The organism is Stutzerimonas sp. C6.4V (assembly GCF_058536345.1).
The window spans coordinates 2,824,617-2,845,194 of the sequence record NZ_JBZUBM010000001.1 but is presented as its reverse complement, the minus strand read 5'-3'; the positions used below and the strand labels follow the sequence as shown (position 1 = coordinate 2,845,194).

General features: G+C 58.3%; 18 protein-coding genes and 2 tRNA genes. 19 read left to right on the top strand and 1 reads right to left on the bottom strand.

From position 1 onward, the window contains the following. Positions 1-134 precede the first annotated feature (134 nt). The 6 genes from dnaJ (at position 135) to AC4LFW_RS13265 (ending at position 7,608) form a co-directional block, all read left to right on the top strand. Positions 135-1,262, top strand: coding sequence for a molecular chaperone DnaJ (gene dnaJ, locus AC4LFW_RS13290; RefSeq protein WP_491819574.1), 1,128 nt, complete (start codon positions 135-137; stop codon positions 1,260-1,262). Between the two features lie 76 nt (positions 1,263-1,338). Further along, a complete protein-coding gene (dapB, locus tag AC4LFW_RS13285) occupies positions 1,339-2,145 on the top strand; it encodes a 4-hydroxy-tetrahydrodipicolinate reductase (protein WP_491819573.1) in 807 nt (268 codons plus the stop codon). Positions 2,146-2,337: 192 nt separating this feature from the next. Continuing rightward, complete coding sequence (gene carA, locus AC4LFW_RS13280; protein ID WP_491819572.1) at positions 2,338-3,474, top strand: glutamine-hydrolyzing carbamoyl-phosphate synthase small subunit; 1,137 nt, start codon at positions 2,338-2,340, stop codon at positions 3,472-3,474. 30 nt (positions 3,475-3,504) lie between these two features. Beyond that, complete coding sequence (gene carB / locus AC4LFW_RS13275) at positions 3,505-6,726, top strand: carbamoyl-phosphate synthase large subunit (RefSeq protein WP_491819570.1); 3,222 nt, start codon at positions 3,505-3,507, stop codon at positions 6,724-6,726. Next, positions 6,723-7,202: a transcription elongation factor GreA gene (greA, locus tag AC4LFW_RS13270; protein WP_491819569.1), complete on the top strand. Its 480-nt coding sequence runs from the start codon at positions 6,723-6,725 to the stop codon at positions 7,200-7,202. Before carB ends, greA begins: the two co-directional genes overlap by 4 nt. A 7-nt stretch (positions 7,203-7,209) precedes the next feature. Beyond that, the gene (locus tag AC4LFW_RS13265; RefSeq protein ID WP_491819567.1) at positions 7,210-7,608 is read left to right on the top strand and encodes a DUF4149 domain-containing protein; all 399 of its coding nucleotides are present in this window, start codon (positions 7,210-7,212) and stop codon (positions 7,606-7,608) included. Positions 7,609-7,633: 25 nt separating this feature from the next. Here the strand turns inward: AC4LFW_RS13265 and AC4LFW_RS13260 are convergent, their stop codons facing one another. After that, positions 7,634-7,945: a YhbY family RNA-binding protein gene (locus AC4LFW_RS13260; protein WP_491819566.1), complete on the bottom strand. Its 312-nt coding sequence runs from the start codon at positions 7,943-7,945 to the stop codon at positions 7,634-7,636. Positions 7,946-8,027: 82 nt separating this feature from the next. On the opposite strand from AC4LFW_RS13260, the gene rlmE reads away from it, so the two are divergent. From rlmE to truB, 13 genes are all read left to right on the top strand, one after another. After that, entirely contained in the window at positions 8,028-8,678 is a 651-nt protein-coding gene (rlmE, locus tag AC4LFW_RS13255; protein WP_491819565.1) for a 23S rRNA (uridine(2552)-2'-O)-methyltransferase RlmE, read from the top strand. Positions 8,679-8,858: 180 nt separating this feature from the next. Continuing rightward, entirely contained in the window at positions 8,859-10,769 is a 1,911-nt protein-coding gene (gene ftsH, locus AC4LFW_RS13250) for an ATP-dependent zinc metalloprotease FtsH (RefSeq protein WP_491819564.1), read from the top strand. A gap of 17 nt (positions 10,770-10,786) precedes the next feature. Further along, positions 10,787-11,638: a dihydropteroate synthase gene (folP, locus tag AC4LFW_RS13245; protein ID WP_491819562.1), complete on the top strand. Its 852-nt coding sequence runs from the start codon at positions 10,787-10,789 to the stop codon at positions 11,636-11,638. Between the two features lie 10 nt (positions 11,639-11,648). Continuing rightward, on the top strand, positions 11,649-12,986 hold the full coding sequence (gene glmM, locus AC4LFW_RS13240; RefSeq protein WP_491819561.1) for a phosphoglucosamine mutase: 1,338 nt from the start codon (positions 11,649-11,651) through the stop codon (positions 12,984-12,986). A gap of 64 nt (positions 12,987-13,050) precedes the next feature. Beyond that, on the top strand, positions 13,051-13,806 hold the full coding sequence (gene tpiA / locus AC4LFW_RS13235; RefSeq protein ID WP_491819559.1) for a triose-phosphate isomerase: 756 nt from the start codon (positions 13,051-13,053) through the stop codon (positions 13,804-13,806). Between the two features lie 4 nt (positions 13,807-13,810). Next, positions 13,811-14,194 carry a preprotein translocase subunit SecG gene (secG, locus tag AC4LFW_RS13230; protein ID WP_491819557.1) on the top strand — a complete coding sequence of 128 codons (384 nt, stop codon included), beginning with the start codon at positions 13,811-13,813 and terminating at the stop codon, positions 14,192-14,194. A gap of 7 nt (positions 14,195-14,201) precedes the next feature. Continuing rightward, a tRNA-Leu gene (locus AC4LFW_RS13225) sits at positions 14,202-14,287 on the top strand. A gap of 90 nt (positions 14,288-14,377) precedes the next feature. Continuing rightward, positions 14,378-14,454: transfer RNA gene (locus AC4LFW_RS13220), tRNA-Met, on the top strand. A 128-nt stretch (positions 14,455-14,582) separates the two neighbouring features. Next, positions 14,583-15,041 (top strand): ribosome maturation factor RimP, encoded by a 459-nt coding sequence (gene rimP / locus AC4LFW_RS13215; protein WP_491819555.1) that lies wholly within the window; start codon positions 14,583-14,585, stop codon positions 15,039-15,041. A gap of 48 nt (positions 15,042-15,089) precedes the next feature. Next, positions 15,090-16,571, top strand: a complete 1,482-nt coding sequence (gene nusA, locus AC4LFW_RS13210) for a transcription termination factor NusA (protein ID WP_491819553.1) — start codon at positions 15,090-15,092, stop codon at positions 16,569-16,571. 27 nt (positions 16,572-16,598) lie between these two features. Continuing rightward, positions 16,599-19,097, top strand: a complete 2,499-nt coding sequence (infB, locus tag AC4LFW_RS13205; protein ID WP_491819552.1) for a translation initiation factor IF-2 — start codon at positions 16,599-16,601, stop codon at positions 19,095-19,097. Between the two features lie 116 nt (positions 19,098-19,213). Then, complete coding sequence (rbfA, locus tag AC4LFW_RS13200; protein WP_491819550.1) at positions 19,214-19,603, top strand: 30S ribosome-binding factor RbfA; 390 nt, start codon at positions 19,214-19,216, stop codon at positions 19,601-19,603. Positions 19,604-19,606: 3 nt separating this feature from the next. Next, a complete protein-coding gene (truB, locus tag AC4LFW_RS13195) occupies positions 19,607-20,524 on the top strand; it encodes a tRNA pseudouridine(55) synthase TruB (RefSeq protein ID WP_491819548.1) in 918 nt (305 codons plus the stop codon). The last annotated feature ends 54 nt before the right edge of the window (positions 20,525-20,578 follow it).

Sequence of the window (20,578 nt, the reverse complement as noted above, 5' to 3'; positions counted from 1 at the left end):
GCGGTTGTTCCAAGGGACGCCGTCTTCCGCTCCAGCCCGATGCGGTAGTGCCGCGCCGGGCCTGATCGCCGCGCGGGGGCTTGCTCCCGCGTCGGCGTATCTGGAGGGTACGAATTTGAAGGTTCAGGAAATTTATGGCCAAACGTGACTATTACGAAGTGCTGGGTGTCGAGCGCGGCGCCAGTGAGGCGGAGCTGAAGAAGGCTTATCGCCGCCTCGCGATGAAGCACCATCCGGACCGTAATCCGGGAGACAAGGCTGCCGAAGACGCGTTCAAGGAAGCCAACGAGGCTTACGAAGTGCTGTCCGATGCTGGCAAGCGTCAGGCCTATGACCAGTACGGCCATGCCGGCGTCGATCCGCAGATGGGTGCTGGCGCGGGCGCCGCATACGGTAATGCCAACTTCTCCGATATCTTCGGCGATGTGTTCAGTGATTTCTTCGCTGGTGGACGCGGCGGCTCCCGGGGCGGGGCGCAGCGCGGTAGTGATCTGCGCTACACCCTGGAGCTGGATCTCGAGGAAGCTGTTCGGGGCACCACGGTCACCATTCGAGTACCGACGCTTGTCGAGTGCAAGACCTGCGACGGTTCCGGTGCCAAGAAAGGCACCAGCCCGGTGACCTGTACCACCTGTGGCGGCATCGGCCAGGTGCGCATGCAGCAGGGCTTCTTCTCGGTGCAGCAGACCTGTCCGCGCTGTCACGGCAGCGGCAAGATGATCTCTGACCCCTGCGGCAGTTGCCACGGGCAGGGTCGTGTCGAGGAGCAGAAGACGCTATCGGTCAAGGTGCCGCCAGGCGTGGATACGGGCGATCGCATTCGTTTGACTGGCGAAGGCGAGGCAGGAGCACAGGGCGGTCCGGCGGGCGATCTGTACGTCGTGGTGAACGTGCGAGAACACCCTATTTTCCAGCGCGACGGTAAGCACCTTTATTGTGAGGTGCCGATCAGTTTTGCTGATGCAGCGCTGGGTGGCGAGCTGGAGGTCCCGACCCTGGATGGCCGCGTCAAGCTCAAGATTCCTGAAGGGACCCAGACGGGCAAGCAGTTCCGTTTGCGTGGCAAGGGCGTCGCTCCGGTGCGTGGCGGTGCGGCCGGGGATCTGTTATGCCGGGTGGCGGTGGAAACGCCAGTCAACCTGGGCAAGCGCCAGCGCGAGTTACTCGACGAGTTCCGCAAAACATTGCAGAGCGACAGCTCTCATTCGCCAAAGGCCAGCGGTTGGTTTGAGGGTGTGAAACGTTTTTTTGGCGATCTTTAACCCAGCGGTGAGCTGCAGGCGGCAGCCTTCCTGAGGGCGCTCCTGCAGCTTGAGGCTTGCAGCTTGGAGCTGTTTTATGCGACGTATTGCAGTAATGGGTGCCGCGGGGCGCATTGGCAAGACGCTGGTCGAAGCTGTCCAGCAAACCGCCGGTGCGGCAGGCTTAACTGCCGCCATCGACCGGCCTGATAGCACCCTGGTGGGTGCCGATGCAGGCGAACTGGCTGGCATCGGCCGGCTGGGTGTGCCGCTGATTGGCGATATTGCCAAGGTTGTCGATGAGTTCGATGTGCTGATCGATTTCACCCACCCGTCAGTTACGTTGAAAAACCTTGAGGTTTGCCGGCGCGCGGGCAAGGCGATGGTTATCGGCACTACCGGTTTTTCGGTTGCAGAAAAGGAAAAACTGGCCGCCGCAGCGAGCGATATCCCCATCGTATTCGCCGCCAATTTCAGCGTCGGCGTCAATTTGTGCCTGAAACTGCTCGACACGGCTGCACGGGTCCTGGGTGACGAGGTGGACATCGAAATCATCGAAGCCCACCACCGGCACAAGGTCGATGCGCCATCAGGTACGGCATTGCGCATGGGCGAAGTCGTGGCGCAGGCACTGGGCCGTGATTTGCAGGAGGTGGCCGTGTACGGGCGTGAAGGGCAGACAGGAGCTCGCCAGCGCGACACGATTGGCTTCGCTACGGTCCGTGCTGGGGATGTGGTAGGCGACCATACGGTGCTCTTCGCGGCAGAGGGTGAGCGCGTCGAGATTACGCACAAGGCTTCCAGCCGGATGACGTTTGCCAAGGGCGCTGTGCGCGCCGCGATGTGGCTGGAGCAGCAACCGTCAGGTCTGTATGACATGCAGGATGTGCTGGGGCTGCGTTAAGGTTGGGTGCTGCGAGGCCCGCCTGGCTGATTCCGGCTGGACCTGAAAAGGGCTTTTCTGTAAGCTTCCCGTTTTAGTGTGTCCACTAAAAGTTGCGCAGAATGACTCAAACAAAAAGCGGGATGACCTTCACACGTCATCCCGCTTTTTTACAATCTGCGCCTGCTTCAGCCTTGATCTTTGGGAGGTCTCTTGACTAAGCCAGCCATACTCGCCCTTGCCGATGGCAGCATCTTTCGCGGCGAATCCATCGGCGCCGACGGCCAGACTATCGGTGAGGTGGTATTCAATACTGCCATGACCGGCTATCAGGAAATCCTTACCGACCCTTCCTATGCCAAGCAGATCGTTACCCTAACGTACCCGCACGTCGGAAATACCGGCACGACTCCGGAGGACGCCGAGTCCTGGAAGGTATGGGCCGCAGGACTGGTGATTCGCGATCTGCCGTTGACTTCTAGCAACTGGCGCAACAAGCAACCCCTTCCGGACTACCTGAAGGCCAACGGTACTGTTGCGATTGCCGGTATCGATACCCGCCGTCTGACCCGTATCCTTCGTGAAAAAGGGGCTCAGGATGGTTGCATCCTGGCCGGGGAAGGCGCCACCGAAGAGAAGGCTCTGGAGCTGGCACGCAGTTTCCCAGGCCTCAAGGGTATGGACCTGGCGAAGGAAGTCAGCGTAAAGGAACGCTATGAGTGGCGTTCGAGCGTCTGGTGTCTGAAGGATGACGGCCATGCCGAAGTGCCTGCCAGTGAATTGCCTTATCACGTGGTGGCCTTTGATTATGGTGTGAAGTACAACATCCTGCGCATGCTGGTTGCACGCGGTTGCCGCGTTACGGTGCTGCCGGCCCAGTCAAGCGCCAGCGATGCTCTGGCTCTAAACCCGGACGGCGTCTTCCTTGCCAATGGCCCGGGTGACCCTGAGCCTTGCGATTATGCAATCAAGGCAATCCAAGATGTGCTTGAGACCGATATCCCGGTGTTCGGGATCTGCCTTGGTCATCAGCTGCTGGCCCTGGCTTCCGGTGCCAAGACGGTGAAGATGCCCAACGGCCACCACGGCGCCAACCATCCGGTGCAGGACCTGGACACCGGTGTGGTGATGATCACCAGCCAGAACCACGGGTTCGCCGTGGATGAGGCCAGCCTGCCGAGCAATCTGCGCGCAACGCATAAGTCGTTGTTCGACGGCACCCTGCAAGGCATCGAGCGTACCGACAAGGTCGCCTTCAGCTTCCAGGGTCATCCCGAGGCCAGCCCGGGACCGCACGATGTGGCGCCATTGTTCGACCGCTTCATCGCTGCCATGGCCAAGCGCCGCTAAGCCCGCCGAGCATAGAATTCGAGAGAGACCATGCCAAAACGTACAGACATTAAAAGCATCCTGATCCTCGGCGCAGGCCCCATCGTTATCGGTCAGGCGTGCGAGTTCGACTATTCGGGCGCCCAGGCGTGCAAAGCACTGCGTGAAGAGGGCTTCCGCGTCATTTTGGTCAATTCCAACCCTGCGACCATCATGACCGATCCCTCTATGGCCGATGCGACCTATATCGAGCCGATCAAGTGGGCTACCGTCGCCAAGATCATCGAGAAAGAGCGGCCGGATGCGCTGCTGCCAACGATGGGCGGCCAGACAGCGCTGAATTGCGCGCTCGACCTGGAAAAGCACGGCGTTCTGGAAAAGTTCGGCGTCGAAATGATCGGTGCCAACGCCGACACAATCGACAAGGCCGAGGACCGCTCGCGCTTCGACAAGGCGATGAAGAATATCGGCCTGGCGTGCCCGGTTTCAGGCATCGCGCACAACATGGACGAAGCCTACGGCGTCCTTGAGAAAGTCGGCTTCCCCTGCATCATCCGTCCTTCGTTCACTATGGGCGGCACCGGCGGCGGCATCGCCTACAACCGTGAAGAGTTCGAGGAAATCTGCGCCCGCGGTCTCGACCTGTCGCCCACCAGCGAACTGCTGATCGACGAGTCGCTGATCGGTTGGAAGGAATACGAGATGGAAGTGGTCCGCGACAAGAAGGACAACTGCATCATCGTCTGCGCCATCGAGAACTTCGACCCGATGGGCGTGCACACCGGCGATTCCATCACTGTCGCTCCGGCGCAGACGCTCACTGACAAGGAATATCAGATCCTGCGTAACGCCTCGCTGGCGGTGCTCCGTGAGATCGGCGTGGAAACCGGCGGCTCCAACGTGCAGTTCGGCATCTGCCCGAACACCGGCCGGATGGTCGTGATCGAGATGAATCCGCGGGTGTCGCGTTCATCGGCGCTGGCCTCCAAGGCCACCGGATTTCCGATTGCCAAGATCGCGGCAAAACTGGCCGTCGGTTACACGCTCGATGAACTTCAGAACGACATTACCGGTGGTCGCACCCCTGCGTCCTTCGAGCCGGCGATTGATTATGTCGTTACCAAGATTCCGCGCTTCGCCTTTGAAAAATTCCCCAAGGCTGATGCACGCCTAACCACCCAGATGAAGTCCGTGGGTGAGGTCATGGCCATCGGTCGTACCTTCCAGGAGTCGGTGCAGAAGGCGCTGCGGGGTCTGGAAGTTGGCGTGTCCGGTTTCGATCCGAAGCTCGATCTGGCTGATCCGGAGAGCGAGAGCACCCTCAAGCGTGAGCTTACTGTCCCGGGTGCGGACCGTATCTGGTATCTGGCCGATGCATTCCGCGCCGGTAAGTCGGTCGCCGAAGTGTTCGACCTGACTCGCATCGATGAGTGGTTCCTTGTGCAGATCGAAGATCTGATCAAGGAAGAAGAGCAGATCAAGACCATCGGCCTGTCGAGCATCGATCGTGATGTGATGTACAAGCTCAAGCGTAAGGGATTCTCCGATGCCCGCCTGGCCAAGTTGCTTGGGGTGACAGAAAAGAACCTGCGCGCTCATCGCCACAAGCTGAAGGTGTTGCCTGTCTACAAGCGAGTCGACACCTGTGCGGCCGAGTTCGCCACCGACACCGCCTATATGTATTCGACCTATGAGGAGGAGTGCGAGGCGAATCCGTCCAGTCGCGACAAGATCATGATCCTCGGTGGCGGCCCCAACCGTATTGGTCAGGGCATCGAGTTCGACTACTGCTGCGTGCACGCGGCGTTGGCGATGCGCGACGATGGTTACGAGACCATCATGGTCAACTGCAACCCGGAAACCGTATCTACCGATTACGACACCTCGGATCGCCTGTATTTCGAACCGGTGACCCTGGAAGACGTGCTTGAGATTGTTCGTGTCGAGCAGCCCAAGGGTGTGATCGTGCAATACGGCGGGCAGACCCCGCTGAAACTGGCGCGCGCGCTGGAAGAGGCCGGTGTACCAATCATCGGGACCAGCCCGGACTCCATCGATCGTGCCGAGGATCGTGAACGATTCCAGCAGATGGTCGAACGGCTCAACCTCCGCCAGCCGCCAAACGCGACGGCGCGCAGCGAAGAGGAAGCCCTGGCCGCGTCCAAGGTCATCGGCTATCCGCTGGTGGTGCGTCCGTCCTATGTGCTGGGGGGGCGCGCGATGGAGATCGTCTACCAGGAAGAAGAGCTGCGTCGTTACATGCGCGAGGCGGTGAAGGTGTCCAATGACAGCCCGGTACTGCTCGACCACTTCCTCAACTGTGCCATCGAAGTCGATATCGATGCCGTGTGCGACGGTGAGCACGTTGTGATTGGCGCAATCATGCAGCACATCGAACAGGCGGGCGTGCACTCAGGTGACTCCGCCTGTTCCTTGCCTCCTTATTCTCTGCCTGCACATATCCAGGACGAGATTCGCGATCAGGTCAAGAAGATGGCGCTCGAACTGGGTGTGGTCGGCTTGATGAACGTTCAGATGGCGGTGCAGGGCGAAGACATATTTGTGATCGAAGTGAACCCGCGTGCTTCGCGTACTGTTCCCTTCGTCTCCAAATGCATCGGCGTCTCGCTGGCGATGATTGCCGCGCGAGTAATGGCAGGCAAAACCTTGGCGGAAGTTGGCCTCACGAAGGAGATCATTCCCAACTTCTATAGCGTCAAGGAGGCCGTGTTCCCATTCGCCAAATTTCCTGGTGTCGACCCGATACTCGGGCCAGAAATGAAATCGACTGGCGAGGTGATGGGGGTCGGTGACTGCTTCGCTGAGGCATTTGCCAAGGCGCAGCTGGGGGCCAGCGAAATACTGCCCAACAGCGGCTGTGCCTTCATTAGCGTCCGTGACGATGACAAGCCTCATGTGGCCCAGGTAGCTCGGGATCTTGTAGAACTCGGTTTCGATATAGTTGCCACGGCCGGTACCGCCAAGCTGATCGAGGCGGCAGGGTTGCCGGTGCGCCGCGTCAACAAGGTGACCGAAGGTCGTCCTCACGTTGTCGATATGATCAAGAATGACGAGGTCACTTTGATCATCAATACCACTGAGGGGCGTCAGTCGATTGCTGACTCCTACTCGATTCGTCGTAATGCCCTGCAGCACAAGATCTGCTGCACTACCACGCTGGCTGGTGGCCAGGCGATCTGTGAGGCGCTGAAATTCGGGCCTGAGAAGTCCGTGCGTCGTTTGCAGGATCTCCATGCAGGAATCAACGCATGACTAAATACCCAATGACTGTCCAGGGCGCTCGAGCCCTGGAAGAAGAACTCAAACACCTTAAAACCGAGCTGCGCCCGCAAATTACCCAAGCTATTGCCGAAGCGCGCGAGCTGGGTGATCTCAAGGAAAATGCGGAATACCATGCGGCACGGGAGCAACAAGGCATGGTCGAGGCACGTATTCGAGACATCGAAGGGCGTTTGCAGAACGCACAGGTCATCGACGTAGCCAATATTCCGCATACGGGTAAGGTGATCTTCGGAACGACGGTCGAGATTGCAAATATCGAAACCGATGAGACCGTGACCTATCAGGTCGTCGGCGATGACGAGGCCGACATCAAGCGTGGCAAGCTGTCGGTTAGCTCGCCCATCGCCCGGGCACTGGTAGGCAAGGAAGAGGGCGACGTAGTGGCGGTGAAAACTCCGAGTGGTCTGATCGAGTACGAGATCATTGAGGTCCGTCATTTCTCGTGATCAACCAATGCGCGCCGGTGTAATCAGTTGGCAGCTGGCTCAGACGTTCTGGGTCGGCGGCCTTTGGCTTCTGCAGTTCGTGATGCTGCCGGCGCTTGCGAAAATGGGTCTGGCACCGTTGCTGGTTGATGACATTGCCGCGACTCTGCGCCCTTTGCTGGTAGGCTTTGCGGCTTTCTGCGTGATGTTGCAAGCGACGGTGCTGGTACAGGTTGGCGGGCTTCGCAGCTTGTGGCTTGATCTTCGTGGTCAGCTGCTGGTGTCGGTATTGTTGCTGGCGGCCAGTTATTTCGCCGTGCAGGCTGGTCTTGCAGGTTCCGGCTACTGGCTCGTCTTCAGTTATCTGGCGATGGGACTTTGCGGCTTGATACTGGTGCTTCAGGTCGCTCCCAGTAGGGAGCGATAAGTACGGAGAAAGGGCGAGCGAGGATTCAGGCCTGAAAGCGATGCACGTTGGATAGTTGCTTGTTTACCTTCGGGTTCTTGCGGTACACCAGCGCCATCTTGCCGATAGACTGGACCAGCTCGCATCCACCAAGCTTGCACAATTCGTCCATGATGGCTTTGCGGTCATCGCGTTCGGTTATCCGCAGCTGTACCTTGATCAGTTCGTGATCGCTCAGGGCGCGTTCAAGCTCAGCCTGTACCCCTTCGGTCAGGCCGTTCTCGGACACGATCAGAACCGGCTTTAAATGATGGCCGATGGATTTGTACTGTTTCTTCTGCTCGTTGGTGAGCGGCATAATTCGACCCTTGCGTCAGAACCCTTGAAAACGGCGGCTAGTGTACCCGAGACACGATGGGCCGCACAGATGAGGTAGCAGCTTGGCACGCTCCAAGACCAGCCCGCGTTGGCTGAAAGAACACTTTGACGATCCCTTTGTGAAAATGGCTCAACGGGACGGGTATCGGTCCCGCGCCAGCTACAAGCTTCTGGAGATCCAGGAAAAGGATCGGATCATGCGACCCGGCATGACCGTGGTCGACTTGGGTGCTGCTCCCGGTGGATGGTCCCAGGTGACCAGTCGCGTGATTGGCGACCGTGGGAGGCTCATTGCTTCGGATATCCTGCCCATGGACAGCATCGCCGATGTGACTTTCGTGCTCGGTGACTTCACCGAAGACGAAGTATTTGCCGAGATACTCGAGGCCATTGGTAATACAGAGGTCGACCTTGTTATTTCCGATATGGCCCCCAACATGAGTGGTGTGAAGGTTGCGGACCAGGCGCGTGCTATGTTTCTTTGCGAGCTTGCGCTCGATCTGGCGATGCGTGTGCTGCGCCCCGGGGGTGATTTTCTGATCAAGATTTTTCAGGGTGACGGCTTCGATGCCTATCTGAAAGAGGTGCGGCAGAATTTCGACAAAGTGCAGATGCGCAAACCCCTTTCGTCCCGTGATCGCTCCCGCGAGCAGTACATGCTGGCGCGTGGTTTTCGAGGGCAGGGCAACGACCGGCAAGAGATGCGGTCCTAGTTCAGTCGATACGCGCTCCAGACCCAGGACAGATGGATCCTCGACTGGCATGTTCATATCGGGTTACAGACCAGGCTGCCCGTTCAGTGCGTTGTGTAGTAAGTTAAGCCGAGCGAACCATCGGCCGTCATGCGGGCTCCAGGCAACGGGCCTGCTCTAGAGGGTAGTGAATTGAACGACATGGCAAAAAACCTCATTCTGTGGCTGATCATCGCTGCTGTCCTTGTGACAGTGATGAACAATTTCTCCAGCCCGACCGAGCCTCAGACGCTCAATTACTCCGATTTTATCGAGCAGGTAAAAGAGGGGCGCGTCGAGCGCGTTACCGTCGATGGCTTCGTGATTACTGGCAAGCGTAGCGATGGTGAGAGCTTCAAGACGATTCGTCCTGCTATTCAGGACAACGGTTTGATAGGTGATCTCATCAACAACGATGTAGTCATCGAAGGCCGACAGCCAGAGCAGCAGAGCATCTGGACCCAGTTGCTGGTCGCCAGCTTCCCGATCCTAGTCATCATTGCGGTCTTCATGTTCTTCATGCGCCAGATGCAAGGTGGAGCCGGGGGTAAGGGCGGGCCGATGAGCTTTGGCAAGAGCAAGGCGCGGCTTCTGTCCGAGGATCAGGTCAAGACGACCTTCGCAGATGTTGCTGGCTGTGACGAGGCCAAGGAGGAGGTAACCGAGCTCGTAGAGTTTCTCCGAGATCCCGGCAAGTTTCAGCGTCTTGGTGGTCGCATTCCCCGCGGGGTTCTGATGGTTGGGTCGCCGGGTACCGGTAAGACTCTCCTGGCCAAGGCTGTCGCTGGAGAAGCGAAGGTCCCTTTCTTTACGATATCCGGTTCTGACTTTGTTGAAATGTTCGTCGGTGTAGGTGCGAGCCGCGTCCGTGACATGTTCGAGCAAGCCAAGAAGCACGCGCCCTGCATTATCTTTATCGACGAAATCGATGCGGTGGGTCGGCATCGCGGTGCCGGTCTCGGCGGCGGTCACGATGAGCGCGAGCAGACGTTGAACCAGTTGCTTGTCGAGATGGATGGCTTCGAGATGAACGATGGCATTATTGTCATCGCTGCTACCAACCGGCCGGACGTGCTCGACCCAGCACTGCTTCGCCCCGGTCGTTTCGATCGCCAGGTTGTAGTGGGTCTGCCGGACATTCGTGGTCGTGAGCAAATCCTTAAAGTGCACATGCGCAAGGTTCCGCTAGGCGATAGTGTCGAGCCCGCACTTATAGCCCGCGGCACGCCCGGTTTTTCAGGCGCGGACCTGGCCAACCTGGTTAATGAAGCTTCGTTGTTCGCAGCGAGGGCTGGAAAGCGCGTGGTAGAGATGAAGGAGTTCGAGTTGGCCAAGGACAAGATCATGATGGGCGCAGAGCGCAAGTCCATGGTCATGTCCGAAAAAGAGCGCCTGAATACGGCATACCATGAGGCGGGCCATGCCATTGTCGGTCGCGTCGTTCCGGAACATGATCCGGTGTACAAGGTGTCGATCATTCCTCGTGGCAGGGCGCTCGGTGTCACGATGTTCCTACCTGAGGAAGATCGCTACAGCCTCTCCAAGCGTGCCTTGATCAGCCAGATCTGTTCGCTGTTTGGTGGTCGTATCGCTGAGGAGATGACTCTCGGTTTCGAGGGGGTGACTACTGGAGCCTCAAACGACATCATGCGAGCCACGCAGCTGGCTCGGAACATGGTTACCAAGTGGGGACTTTCAGAGAAGCTTGGCCCCCTGATGTATGCGGAAGAAGAGGGAGAAGTTTTCCTTGGACGCAGTGCTGGCAGCCAGCATGCAAACGTCTCCGGAGATACCGCCAAGCTGATCGACCTTGAGGTGCGCAGCATCATTGATCAGTGCTACGGCACCGCGAAGCAGATCCTTGCCGACAATCGAGACAAGTTGGATCTCATGGCCGAAACGCTGATGAAGTACGAAACGATCGATTCCGATCAGATCGACGACATCATGGCTGGCCGTACACCGCGTGAACCTCGTGATTGGCAAGGTGGTTCCGGCCCTACGGGCACGCCAGTTCAGCCGGAAAGTGGGCGCCCCCAGGCACCGATCGGTGGCCCCGCAGGTGAGCACTGATCCAGGTCCATGTTTCGATGACTGACGCGCTGCGCCCGACCCGGCTGCCTTGTGGCAGCCGGGTCCTTGATCTGTCTCGTCCCCATGTGATGGGCATCCTCAATGTAACCCCTGATTCGTTTTCCGATGGCGGCCAACATGCGAGTCTTGACGCGGCGCTACGTCACGCCGAGGCGATGGTGGCTGCTGGGGCAACGCTTGTTGATGTTGGTGGTGAGTCCACGCGGCCAGGGGCTCGGCCGGTGTCCCAAGCTGAGGAGCTCGATCGCGTGGCGCCTGTGGTGGAGGCCATCGCCCGTGAGCTCGACGTGATCGTTTCCGTCGATACGTCTTCCCCTGATGTATTTCTCGAATGCGCACGCCTTGGGGCGGGTTTGATCAATGATGTGCGTGCCCTTTCTCGTGATGGCGCGCTGGCGGCTGCTGCCGCGACCGGGCTGCCTGTGTGTCTGATGCACATGCGGGGTGAGCCAGGTGATATGCAAGACAATCCGTGCTACCGGGATGTCACCGCTGAGGTTGCTGCTTTTCTCAGTGAGCGTATGGATGCCTGCGCGGGAGCGGGTATAGGAAGAGAGCGGATCATCCTTGATCCAGGTTTTGGGTTCGCCAAGAATCTTGCCCATAATCTCAGCCTGTTCAAGAACCTAGAGATACTGCAAGCGTTAGGCAGGCCTTTGCTAGTTGGCGTTTCGCGGAAAAGCATGATCGGGCAGGTGCTTGGGCGCGATGTATCGCATCGTTTGGCAGGTAGCCTGGGCCTTGCTGCTTTGGCCGTTACCAAAGGCGCTCATATTCTGCGTGTTCATGATGTGGTCGAGACAGTTGATGTGGTTCGAATGATCGCTGCAGTGCAGGCGGCAGAATAAGGAAATCACCATGAGCAGAAAGTATTTTGGAACCGACGGCATTCGCGGTCACGTAGGGCAATATCCAATCACCCCGGACTTTATGCTCCAGCTCGGTTGGGCAGCGGGCATGGCGTTTCGTAAACATGGGAAGTGCCGCATTTTGATCGGGAAGGACACCCGTATCTCGGGGTACATGTTCGAGTCCGCTCTCCAGGCCGGTTTGTCTGCCGCTGGGGCAGACGTATTGTTGTTGGGCCCGATGCCAACTCCTGCTGTTGCCTATCTGACGCGCACCTTTCACGCCGATGCGGGTATCGTCATCAGCGCCTCGCATAATCCACACCATGACAATGGCATCAAATTCTTCTCAGGTCGCGGCACCAAGCTGCCGGATGAGGTGGAGCTGATGATCGAGGAGCTGCTCGATACGCCCATGACGGTGGTCGACTCTGCTCACCTTGGCAAGGCTTCGCGCATCAATGACGCCGCGGGCCGCTATATCGAATTCTGCAAAAGCAGTGTTCCGACCAGTACCGATCTGTCTGGAATGAAACTGGTTCTCGATTGTGCTCATGGCGCAACCTACAAGGTAGCGCCCAGCGTGTTCCGGGAGTTGGGTGCGGAAGTCGTGGTGATTGCCGCGCAGCCGGATGGCTTGAATATCAACGCGGATGTGGGATCGACACACATTGGCCAACTGCAGCGGGCTGTAGTCGAACATGGCGCTGACCTGGGTATAGCCTTTGACGGTGACGGCGATCGCGTCATGATGGTGGACCACACCGGTGCGCAGGTGGATGGCGACGAGCTGTTATTCATTATCGCTGCTGACCTGCATGAGCAGGGTCGGCTGTCTGGCGGTGTAGTCGGCACGCTCATGAGCAACCTTGGGTTAGAGCTGGCGCTCAGGGAGCGAGAGATTCCTTTTGTTAGGGCGAAGGTTGGCGATCGGTACGTGATGGCGGAAATGCATGAACGGGGATGGATGCTTGGGGGCGAGAATTCAGGTCACATCGTCTGTGCCCAGCATGTGACCACGGGTGATGCAATCATAGCGGCGCTCCAGGTTGTGCTGGCGCTTCGACGGCGTGGACAGAGCCTGGCTCAGGAACGCCTTGCCCTGAGAAAGTGTCCCCAGGTGCTTATCAATGTTCGCTTTTCAGGCGATCACGATCCGATCTCGGCCCCGCAGGTGGTTGCGGCCTGTGACCGTGTGACCGAGCGAATGGCGGGTCGAGGGCGCGTCCTGTTGCGAAAGTCCGGTACCGAGCCGTTGGTGCGTGTGATGGTTGAAGGAGATGAAGAACAGCAGGTTCGGCGTTATGCCGAGGAGCTGGCGGATGTGGTTAGGGAAGTTTGTGCGTGATTCACTTGCCAGGGTGTTCTTCGTTGAGTAACATCTGCGCCCACTTTGACCGACGAGGTAAAGCATGCGTCGCCCCTTGGTAGCTGGTAACTGGAAAATGAACGGTACCCGCGCCAGCGTGGCAGAGCTGCTTGAGGCGCTTGGTCGGCAGGAATTACCTAAAGCAGTAGATGTGGTTGTTTTTCCGTCTGCTCCGCATTTAGTGCAGGCGGTCGATGCGCTTGACGGCAAGCTGATAGACGTAGGCGCTCAGGATTGTGCAGCCGAGGCAGGCTTCGGTGCGTTCACTGGCGAGACGTCAGTTGTTCAATTGGTTGATGCTGGCTGTGGTTGGGTTCTGGTAGGGCACTCGGAGCGCCGGCTTTTGATCGGTGAGAGCGACGATCTGGTATGTCGAAAGTTCGTTGCAGCTCTGGGTGCGGGGCTGACCCCTATTCTGTGTCTTGGTGAGACGCTTGAGCAGCGTCAGGCTGGCCAGACCCTGGAGGTGATAGCTCGTCAGCTCGGTGCTGTGCTTGACGTTGCGGGTGTGTCGGTCTTTGCGAGCGCGGTTGTGGCTTACGAGCCGGTTTGGGCGATAGGGACCGGCATGACTGCGACGCCAGAGCAAGCTCAGCAAGTTCACTCGGCCATCAGAGAACAGTTGGCGCAAAAGGATGGTGAGGTAGCTCTAAAGGCTCGCCTTTTGTATGGTGGTAGCGTTAAGGCTGACAATGCGTCCGATCTTTTCGCCATGCCTGATATCGATGGGGGGCTGATAGGTGGCGCCTCTTTGAACGCGAATGATTTCAGTGCGATTTGTCGTGCTGCAGGGAACTGAACAGATGTTGCAGACTGTAGTGATTGTGGTGCATCTGCTGGTTGCCATTGGTGTTGTTGTGCTGGTGTTGCTGCAGCAGGGTAAAGGTGCGGACGCGGGAGCGTCTTTTGGATCGGGTGCTTCTGCCACGGTATTTGGAAGCCAAGGTTCTACTACCTTTCTTAGTCGTTTTACTGCTATACTTGCTGGCGTTTTTTTCTTGACGAGTCTGGGGTTGGCGTTTTTCGCAAGTCAGCAGGCAGGTCAGTTGTCGCAGGCTGGCTTGCCAGATCCTGCGGCTTTGGAAGTGCCGGCCAATGAGCCTGCTGTTGAAGATGTTCCTGTGCTGGAGTCCGCTCCGTCTGCAGGTGGTGCGACTGATGTGCCTGAGGTGCAACAGGAGCAGTAAGGTTTTTGCCGAGGTGGTGGAATTGGTAGACACGCTACCTTGAGGTGGTAGTGGCCATAGGCTGTAGGGGTTCGAGTCCCCTCCTCGGTACCAAACAAGCAGGCCCGCAGATGCGGGCTTTCTTGTTTCAGTGTTTCGGTTGACGTTTATGTTTGGCGGTCATATAATTCGTGCCCAGTTTGTCGCGGGGTGGAGCAGTCTGGTAGCTCGTCGGGCTCATAACCCGAAGGTCGTTGGTTCAAATCCAGCCCCCGCAACCAGTTGATTGAAAGCCCCTGTCGAGGGGCTTTTTATTAGCTTCAAGCCAGGTCGCCGGCATCTACAGGCGATCATCAGGGATGGGCGTTTCGCCCATTTTTCATTTTTACGGCATGCACGAGGGACTTCGATGTCGAGCAAGCTAGAACAGTTGCAGGCCTTGTTGGCCCCTGTAGTCGAGGCGCTTGGCTACCAGTGTTGGGGTATCGAGTTCCTTTCGCAGGGTCGGCACTCCTTGTTGAGGGTCTATATCGACCACGTCGACGGGATCCTGATCGATGACTGCGAGAAGGTAAGTCGCCAGCTCAGTGGCGTACTTGACGTAGAGGATCCGATCAGCTCCGACTACACATTAGAAGTGTCGTCGCCAGGAATGGATCGGCCCTTGTTCACCGTCGAGCAATACGTTGCGCATGTAGGCGAACAGGTAAAGATAAAGCTGCGCTCCCCATTCGAGGGGCGGCGCAATTTCCAGGGTCTTCTCCGCGGGGTCGAGGAGCAGGATGTCGTGGTGCTGGCAGACGATCATGAATATCTGCTGCCGATCGACATGATCGATAAGGCCAACATAATTCCCCGTTTTGAGTAAAGCGCGGATTCCGCGGACCTCAATGGATTGCGAAAGGCGAGGCGTACGATGAGCAAAGAAGTACTGCTGGTTGTTGAGTCGGTGTCGAATGAGAAAGGCGTACCGGCTGGAGTTATCTTCGAGGCGCTGGAGCTGGCTCTGGCCACGGCTACAAAGAAGCGATTCGAAGACGAAGTGGACCTGCGGGTTGAGATCAATCGGCAAAACGGCAGTTATGAGACGTTCCGCCGTTGGACTGTAGTCGAAGAAGAAGACTTCGACGATCCGGCGCACCAGCTGACCATCGATATGCCTCAGGCTCGCGAAGCCAACGCGAAGGTGGGCGACGTTCTTGAAGAAAAAATCGAATCGATAGAGTTCGGGCGCATTGCTGCGCAGACAGCCAAGCAGGTCATCGTGCAGAAGGTTCGCGAGGCAGAGCGTGCCCAGGTTGTCGAGGCTTACCGTGACCGTCTGGGTGAGATCATCTCCGGTACGGTAAAGAAAGTTACCCGTGACAGCGTGATCGTCGATCTGGGAAACAATGCCGAGGCGTTGTTGGCTCGTGAAGACATCATCGCCCGGGAGACTTTCCGGGTAGGGGCCCGCATGCGTGCGCTGCTCAAGGAAATTCGCACCGAGAACCGCGGGCCGCAGCTGATTCTGTCTCGTACCGCCCCGCAGATGCTGATCGAATTGTTCCGTATCGAAGTACCGGAGATCGCTGAAGGGTTGATCGAAGTAATGGGCGCATCTCGCGATCCGGGTTCCCGGGCCAAGATTGCCGTTCGGTCAAAGGATAAGCGTATCGATCCGCAAGGTGCGTGCATCGGCATGCGCGGTTCGCGGGTCCAGGCAGTTTCCGGGGAGATCGGTGGCGAGCGTGTGGATATCGTGCTTTGGGACGAAAATCCGGCGCAGTTCGTTATCAATGCGATGGCACCCGCAGAGGTTGCCGCGATCATTGTCGATGAAGATGCCCATGCCATGGACATCGCGGTAGGCGAAGACAACCTGGCTCAAGCCATTGGTCGCGGCGGTCAGAATGTGCGCCTTGCCAGCCAGCTTACCGGCTGGACGCTCAATGTGATGACCGAGGCTGATATTCAGACCAAGCAGCAGGAAGAAACCGGCGACATCCTGCGCAGTTTCATCGAAGAGCTTGATGTCGATGAAGAGTTGGCACAAGTACTCGTCGAGGAAGGCTTTACTTCGCTCGAAGAGATCGCCTACGTCCCAATGGAGGAAATGCTCGGCATCGAAGGCTTCGACGAAGATATCGTCAATGAGCTGAGAACCCGCGCCAAGGATCGCTTGCTCACAAAAGCGATCGCAACCGAAGAGAAATTGGCAGACGCCCAGCCAGCCGAGGATCTGCTCGAGTTGGAAGGCATGAACAAGGAACTGGCGGTCGAGTTGGCAGTGCGGGGTGTGATTACCCGGGAAGACTTGGCTGAGCAGTCGATTGACGATCTGCTCGACATAGACGGCATAGACCAAGAGCGTGCCGGCAAGCTGATCATGGCCGCCCGAGCCCATTGGTTCGAGTAGTAAATAGCGGCCTGAGGAGAGAGATGCATGACGCAAGTCACGGTGAAAGAACTGGCCCAGGTGGTCGACACACCGGTCGAGCGCCTGCTGCAGCAGATGCGTGAGGCAGGACTGTCGCACACCAGCGCCGAGCAAGTAGTGACCGATAACGAGAAGCAGGCCCTGTTGGCGCACCTCAAAAGCAGCCACGGCGCCAAGGTGAACGAGCCCAGCAAGATAACCTTGCAGCGCAAGACCACCACCAAGCTGAAAGTGGGCGGTAGCAAGACCATCAGTGTTGAAGTGCGCAAGAAGAAGACCTTCGTCAAGCGCAGCCCTGATGAGATCGAAGCCGAGAAGCAGCGCGAGCTGGAAGAGCAGCGGGCAGCGGAAGAAGCAGCGCGTCAGAAGGAAGCCGAAGAGGCGCGTCTGCGTGCTGAAGAAGAGGCGCGCCGTCAAGCAGAGGCCGCAGCCAAGGCTGCTGTTGCTGCGCCGGTGGTTGAAGCGCCGGTGGCGACGGCAGCGCCTGAAATCGCTCCGGCGGCTCCTGCTGCTCCGGTTGAGGACCGCAAAAAAGATGAACCGCGCCGTCCGGATAAAGCGCGCAGCGATGATGACGAGCGTCGCGACCGCAAGCAGGCGCAGCACCGTCCTTCACTGAAGGCGAAAGCTCCGTTGTCACGAACAGTGCGTAGCGGTGAAGACGACGCCGACGGCTTCCGCCGTGGTGGTCGTGGCAAATCCAAACTGAAAAAGCGCAACGCGCATGGTTTCCAGAGCCCGACCGGTCCCATCGTTCGTGAAGTCGCCATCGGTGAAACCATCACTGTTGGTGACCTGGCGCAGCAGATGTCGGTCAAGGCAGCGGAAGTCATCAAGTTCATGTTCAAGATGGGCACCCCGGTGACCATCAACCAGGTCCTCGACCAGGAAACGGCTCAGTTGATTGCCGAAGAGCTCGGCCACAAGGTCAAGCTCGTCAGCGATAACGCGCTGGAAGAGCAACTGGCCGAACTGCTGAAGTTCGAGGGTGAGGCCATCACCCGCGCGCCGGTTGTGACTGTCATGGGACACGTCGACCATGGTAAGACCTCGCTGCTTGATTACATTCGTCGTGCCAAGGTAGCGGCCGGTGAGGCGGGTGGTATCACCCAGCACATCGGTGCCTACCACGTCGAAACCGATCGCGGCATGGTGACGTTCCTCGACACGCCTGGTCACGCTGCGTTTACCGCCATGCGTGCCCGGGGTGCCCAGGCGACCGACATCGTCATTCTGGTTGTTGCAGCAGACGATGGCGTGATGCCGCAGACCATCGAGGCCATTCAGCACGCCAAGGCTGCGGGTGTTCCGTTGGTAGTGGCTGTGAACAAGATCGACAAGCCAGGCGCGGACCTCGATCGCATCCGCAGCGAGCTCTCGGTACACGAGGTGACCTCGGAAGAGTGGGGTGGCGATACACCGTTCGTTCCGGTATCGGCGAAGATGGGTACAGGCGTTGACGAATTGCTCGAAGCGGTTCTGCTGCAGGCCGAGATTCTCGAGTTGACAGCTACTCCTTCGGCTCCGGGTCGAGGCGTCGTCGTCGAATCGCGTCTTGATAAAGGTCGCGGTCCGGTTGCCACCGTGCTGGTTCAGGACGGAACGTTGCGCCAGGGCGACATGGCGCTGGTCGGCTCCAACTATGGCCGTATACGCGCCATGCTCGACGAGAACGGCAAGCCTATCAAGGAAGCAGGTCCGTCGATCCCGGTCGAGATCCTCGGTCTCGACGGCACACCTGACGCAGGTGATGAGCTCAGCGTCCTGGCTGATGAGAAGAAAGCTCGAGAAGTGGCCTTGTTCCGTCAGGGCAAGTTCCGCGAAGTGAAACTGGCTCGCGCTCACGCCGGCAAGCTTGAAAACATCTTCGAGAACATGGGCCAGGAAGAGAAGAAGACGCTCAACATCGTTCTCAAGTCCGATGTTCGGGGCTCTCTCGAAGCGTTGCAGGGTTCGCTCAGCAGCCTGGGTAACGATGAGGTGCAGGTGCGTGTGATCGGCGGCGGTGTCGGTGGTATCACCGAGAGCGATGCCAACCTGGCGCTGGCATCCAACGCCGTGCTGTTCGGCTTCAACGTGCGTGCTGATGCTGGCGCACGGAAGATCGTCGAGCAGGAAGGTCTGGATCTGCGCTATTACAACGTGATCTACGACATCATCGAGGACGTCAAGAAGGCCCTGACTGGCATGCTTGGCAGCGATGTACGAGAGAACATCCTCGGCATCGCCGAAGTGCGCGACGTATTCCGCTCGCCCAAGTTCGGTGCCGTGGCAGGCTGTATGGTCATCGAAGGCATGGTCCATCGCAATCGTCCGATCCGCGTACTGCGTGACGATGTCGTTATTTTTGAAGGCGAGCTGGAGTCACTGCGTCGCTTCAAGGATGACGTTGCCGAAGTGCGTGCCGGCATGGAATGCGGTATCGCGGTCAAGAGTTACAACGATGTCAAAGCCGGCGACAAGATCGAAGTGTTCGAGAAGGTCCAGGTGGCGCGTTCGCTCTAACAGCAGCTGTTAGGCAAATCGACGGCAAGCTTTCAGGAGAGATCCGGGAAGCTTGCCGTTTGCCTTTGCAGCACGACGTTTTTCAAGTTAGCAGCTTGCTGCTCAAGGCAGATTTTATGGCCAAAGAATTCAGCCGTACCCAGCGTATCGGCGATCAGATGCAACGCGAACTGGCGCAGCTGATACAGCGTGAAGTAAAAGACCCGCGTCTGGGCTTGATTACCATCACTGCCGTCGACGTCAGTCGCGACCTGTCTCATGCCAAGGTGTTCATAACGGTCATGGGCAAGGATGACGATGAAGATGCCGTCAAAAGCAGCCTGCGCATCCTCAACGACGCCAGTGGCTTCCTGCGGATGCAGCTTGGAAAGGCGATGAAGCTGCGCACCGTGCCGCAGCTTCATTTCAACTATGACGCCAGTGTGCGTCGTGGGGTTGAGTTGACGTCGCTCATCGAGCGCGCGGTGGCTGAAGACCGCAAGCACAGCGACGAGCTTGGAGACTAAGGTTTGGCCCAGGTTAAACGCGTACGCCGCGCTGTCAGCGGCATCATTCTTCTCGATAAGCCCCGCGGGTTCACATCCAACGCTGCTTTGCAGAAGGTGCGTTGGCTGCTCAATGCGGAGAAGGCCGGCCATACCGGCAGTCTGGATCCACTGGCAACTGGCGTATTGCCGTTGTGCTTCGGTGAGGCCACCAAGTTTTCCCAGTATTTGCTCGAAGCCGACAAGGGCTACGAGACCGTTGCCCAGTTCGGCGTCACGACCACCACGGCGGATGCCGAGGGTGACGTGGTCGAGCGTAAGCCTGTCGATGTCAGTCTGCAGCAGATCGAGGCGTTGCTGCCGCAGTTTCGCGGTGACCTGCAGCAGGTTCCGCCAATGTATTCGGCCCTGAAGCGCGACGGGCAGCCGCTTTACAAGTTGGCACGCGCCGGAGAAGTAGTGGAGCGAGAGCCTCGTTCTGTTACCATTGCGCGCCTGGATTTGCTTAGCTTCGAAGCGGACAGGGCACGTCTGGCCGTATCCTGCAGCAAAGGCACCTATATCCGTACCTTGGTTGAAGATCTAGGTCAGGCGTTGGGTTGTGGGGCGCATGTTGCCGAGTTGCGGCGCACTCAGGCCGGCCCTTTCGATCTGACCCAGACGGTCAGCCTCGAGGAGTTGGAACGCGTTCATAGTGAAGGCGGAGCGGAGGCGGTCGATGCCTTCCTCAAACCGGTTGATAGCGGTCTCGACCACTGGCCGCTGCTTCAGCTGTCAGAGCACAGCGCTTTTTATTGGCTGCATGGCCAGCCGGTACGAGCCCCTGAAGCGCCAAAGTTCGGCATGCTGAGGGTTCAGGATCACAGGGGGCGCTTCATTGGTATCGGTGAAGTGAGCGAAGACGGGCGCATTGCGCCGCGTCGATTGATTCGGTCGGAATGACCGATTCGTGGTACACCCTGACGGTGTGCTGCGTACGAGGGTGGCTGTTGGCAG

What these genes read in the sequence shown, in the direction of transcription:
- dnaJ (WP_491819574.1), top strand. Translation starts at nt 135, where the DNA reads ATGGCCAAACGTGACTATTACGAAGTGCTGGGTGTCGAGCGCGGCGCC.
- dapB (WP_491819573.1), top strand. Translation starts at nt 1,339, where the DNA reads ATGCGACGTATTGCAGTAATGGGTGCCGCGGGGCGCATTGGCAAGACG.
- carB (WP_491819570.1), top strand. Translation starts at nt 3,505, where the DNA reads ATGCCAAAACGTACAGACATTAAAAGCATCCTGATCCTCGGCGCAGGC.
- greA (WP_491819569.1), top strand. Translation starts at nt 6,723, where the DNA reads ATGACTAAATACCCAATGACTGTCCAGGGCGCTCGAGCCCTGGAAGAA.
- AC4LFW_RS13265 (WP_491819567.1), top strand. Translation starts at nt 7,210, where the DNA reads ATGCGCGCCGGTGTAATCAGTTGGCAGCTGGCTCAGACGTTCTGGGTC.
- AC4LFW_RS13260 (WP_491819566.1), bottom strand. Translation starts at nt 7,945, where the DNA reads ATGCCGCTCACCAACGAGCAGAAGAAACAGTACAAATCCATCGGCCAT.
- ftsH (WP_491819564.1), top strand. Translation starts at nt 8,859, where the DNA reads ATGGCAAAAAACCTCATTCTGTGGCTGATCATCGCTGCTGTCCTTGTG.
- folP (WP_491819562.1), top strand. Translation starts at nt 10,787, where the DNA reads ATGACTGACGCGCTGCGCCCGACCCGGCTGCCTTGTGGCAGCCGGGTC.
- glmM (WP_491819561.1), top strand. Translation starts at nt 11,649, where the DNA reads ATGAGCAGAAAGTATTTTGGAACCGACGGCATTCGCGGTCACGTAGGG.
- tpiA (WP_491819559.1), top strand. Translation starts at nt 13,051, where the DNA reads ATGCGTCGCCCCTTGGTAGCTGGTAACTGGAAAATGAACGGTACCCGC.
- secG (WP_491819557.1), top strand. Translation starts at nt 13,811, where the DNA reads ATGTTGCAGACTGTAGTGATTGTGGTGCATCTGCTGGTTGCCATTGGT.
- rimP (WP_491819555.1), top strand. Translation starts at nt 14,583, where the DNA reads ATGTCGAGCAAGCTAGAACAGTTGCAGGCCTTGTTGGCCCCTGTAGTC.
- nusA (WP_491819553.1), top strand. Translation starts at nt 15,090, where the DNA reads ATGAGCAAAGAAGTACTGCTGGTTGTTGAGTCGGTGTCGAATGAGAAA.
- infB (WP_491819552.1), top strand. Translation starts at nt 16,599, where the DNA reads ATGACGCAAGTCACGGTGAAAGAACTGGCCCAGGTGGTCGACACACCG.
- rbfA (WP_491819550.1), top strand. Translation starts at nt 19,214, where the DNA reads ATGGCCAAAGAATTCAGCCGTACCCAGCGTATCGGCGATCAGATGCAA.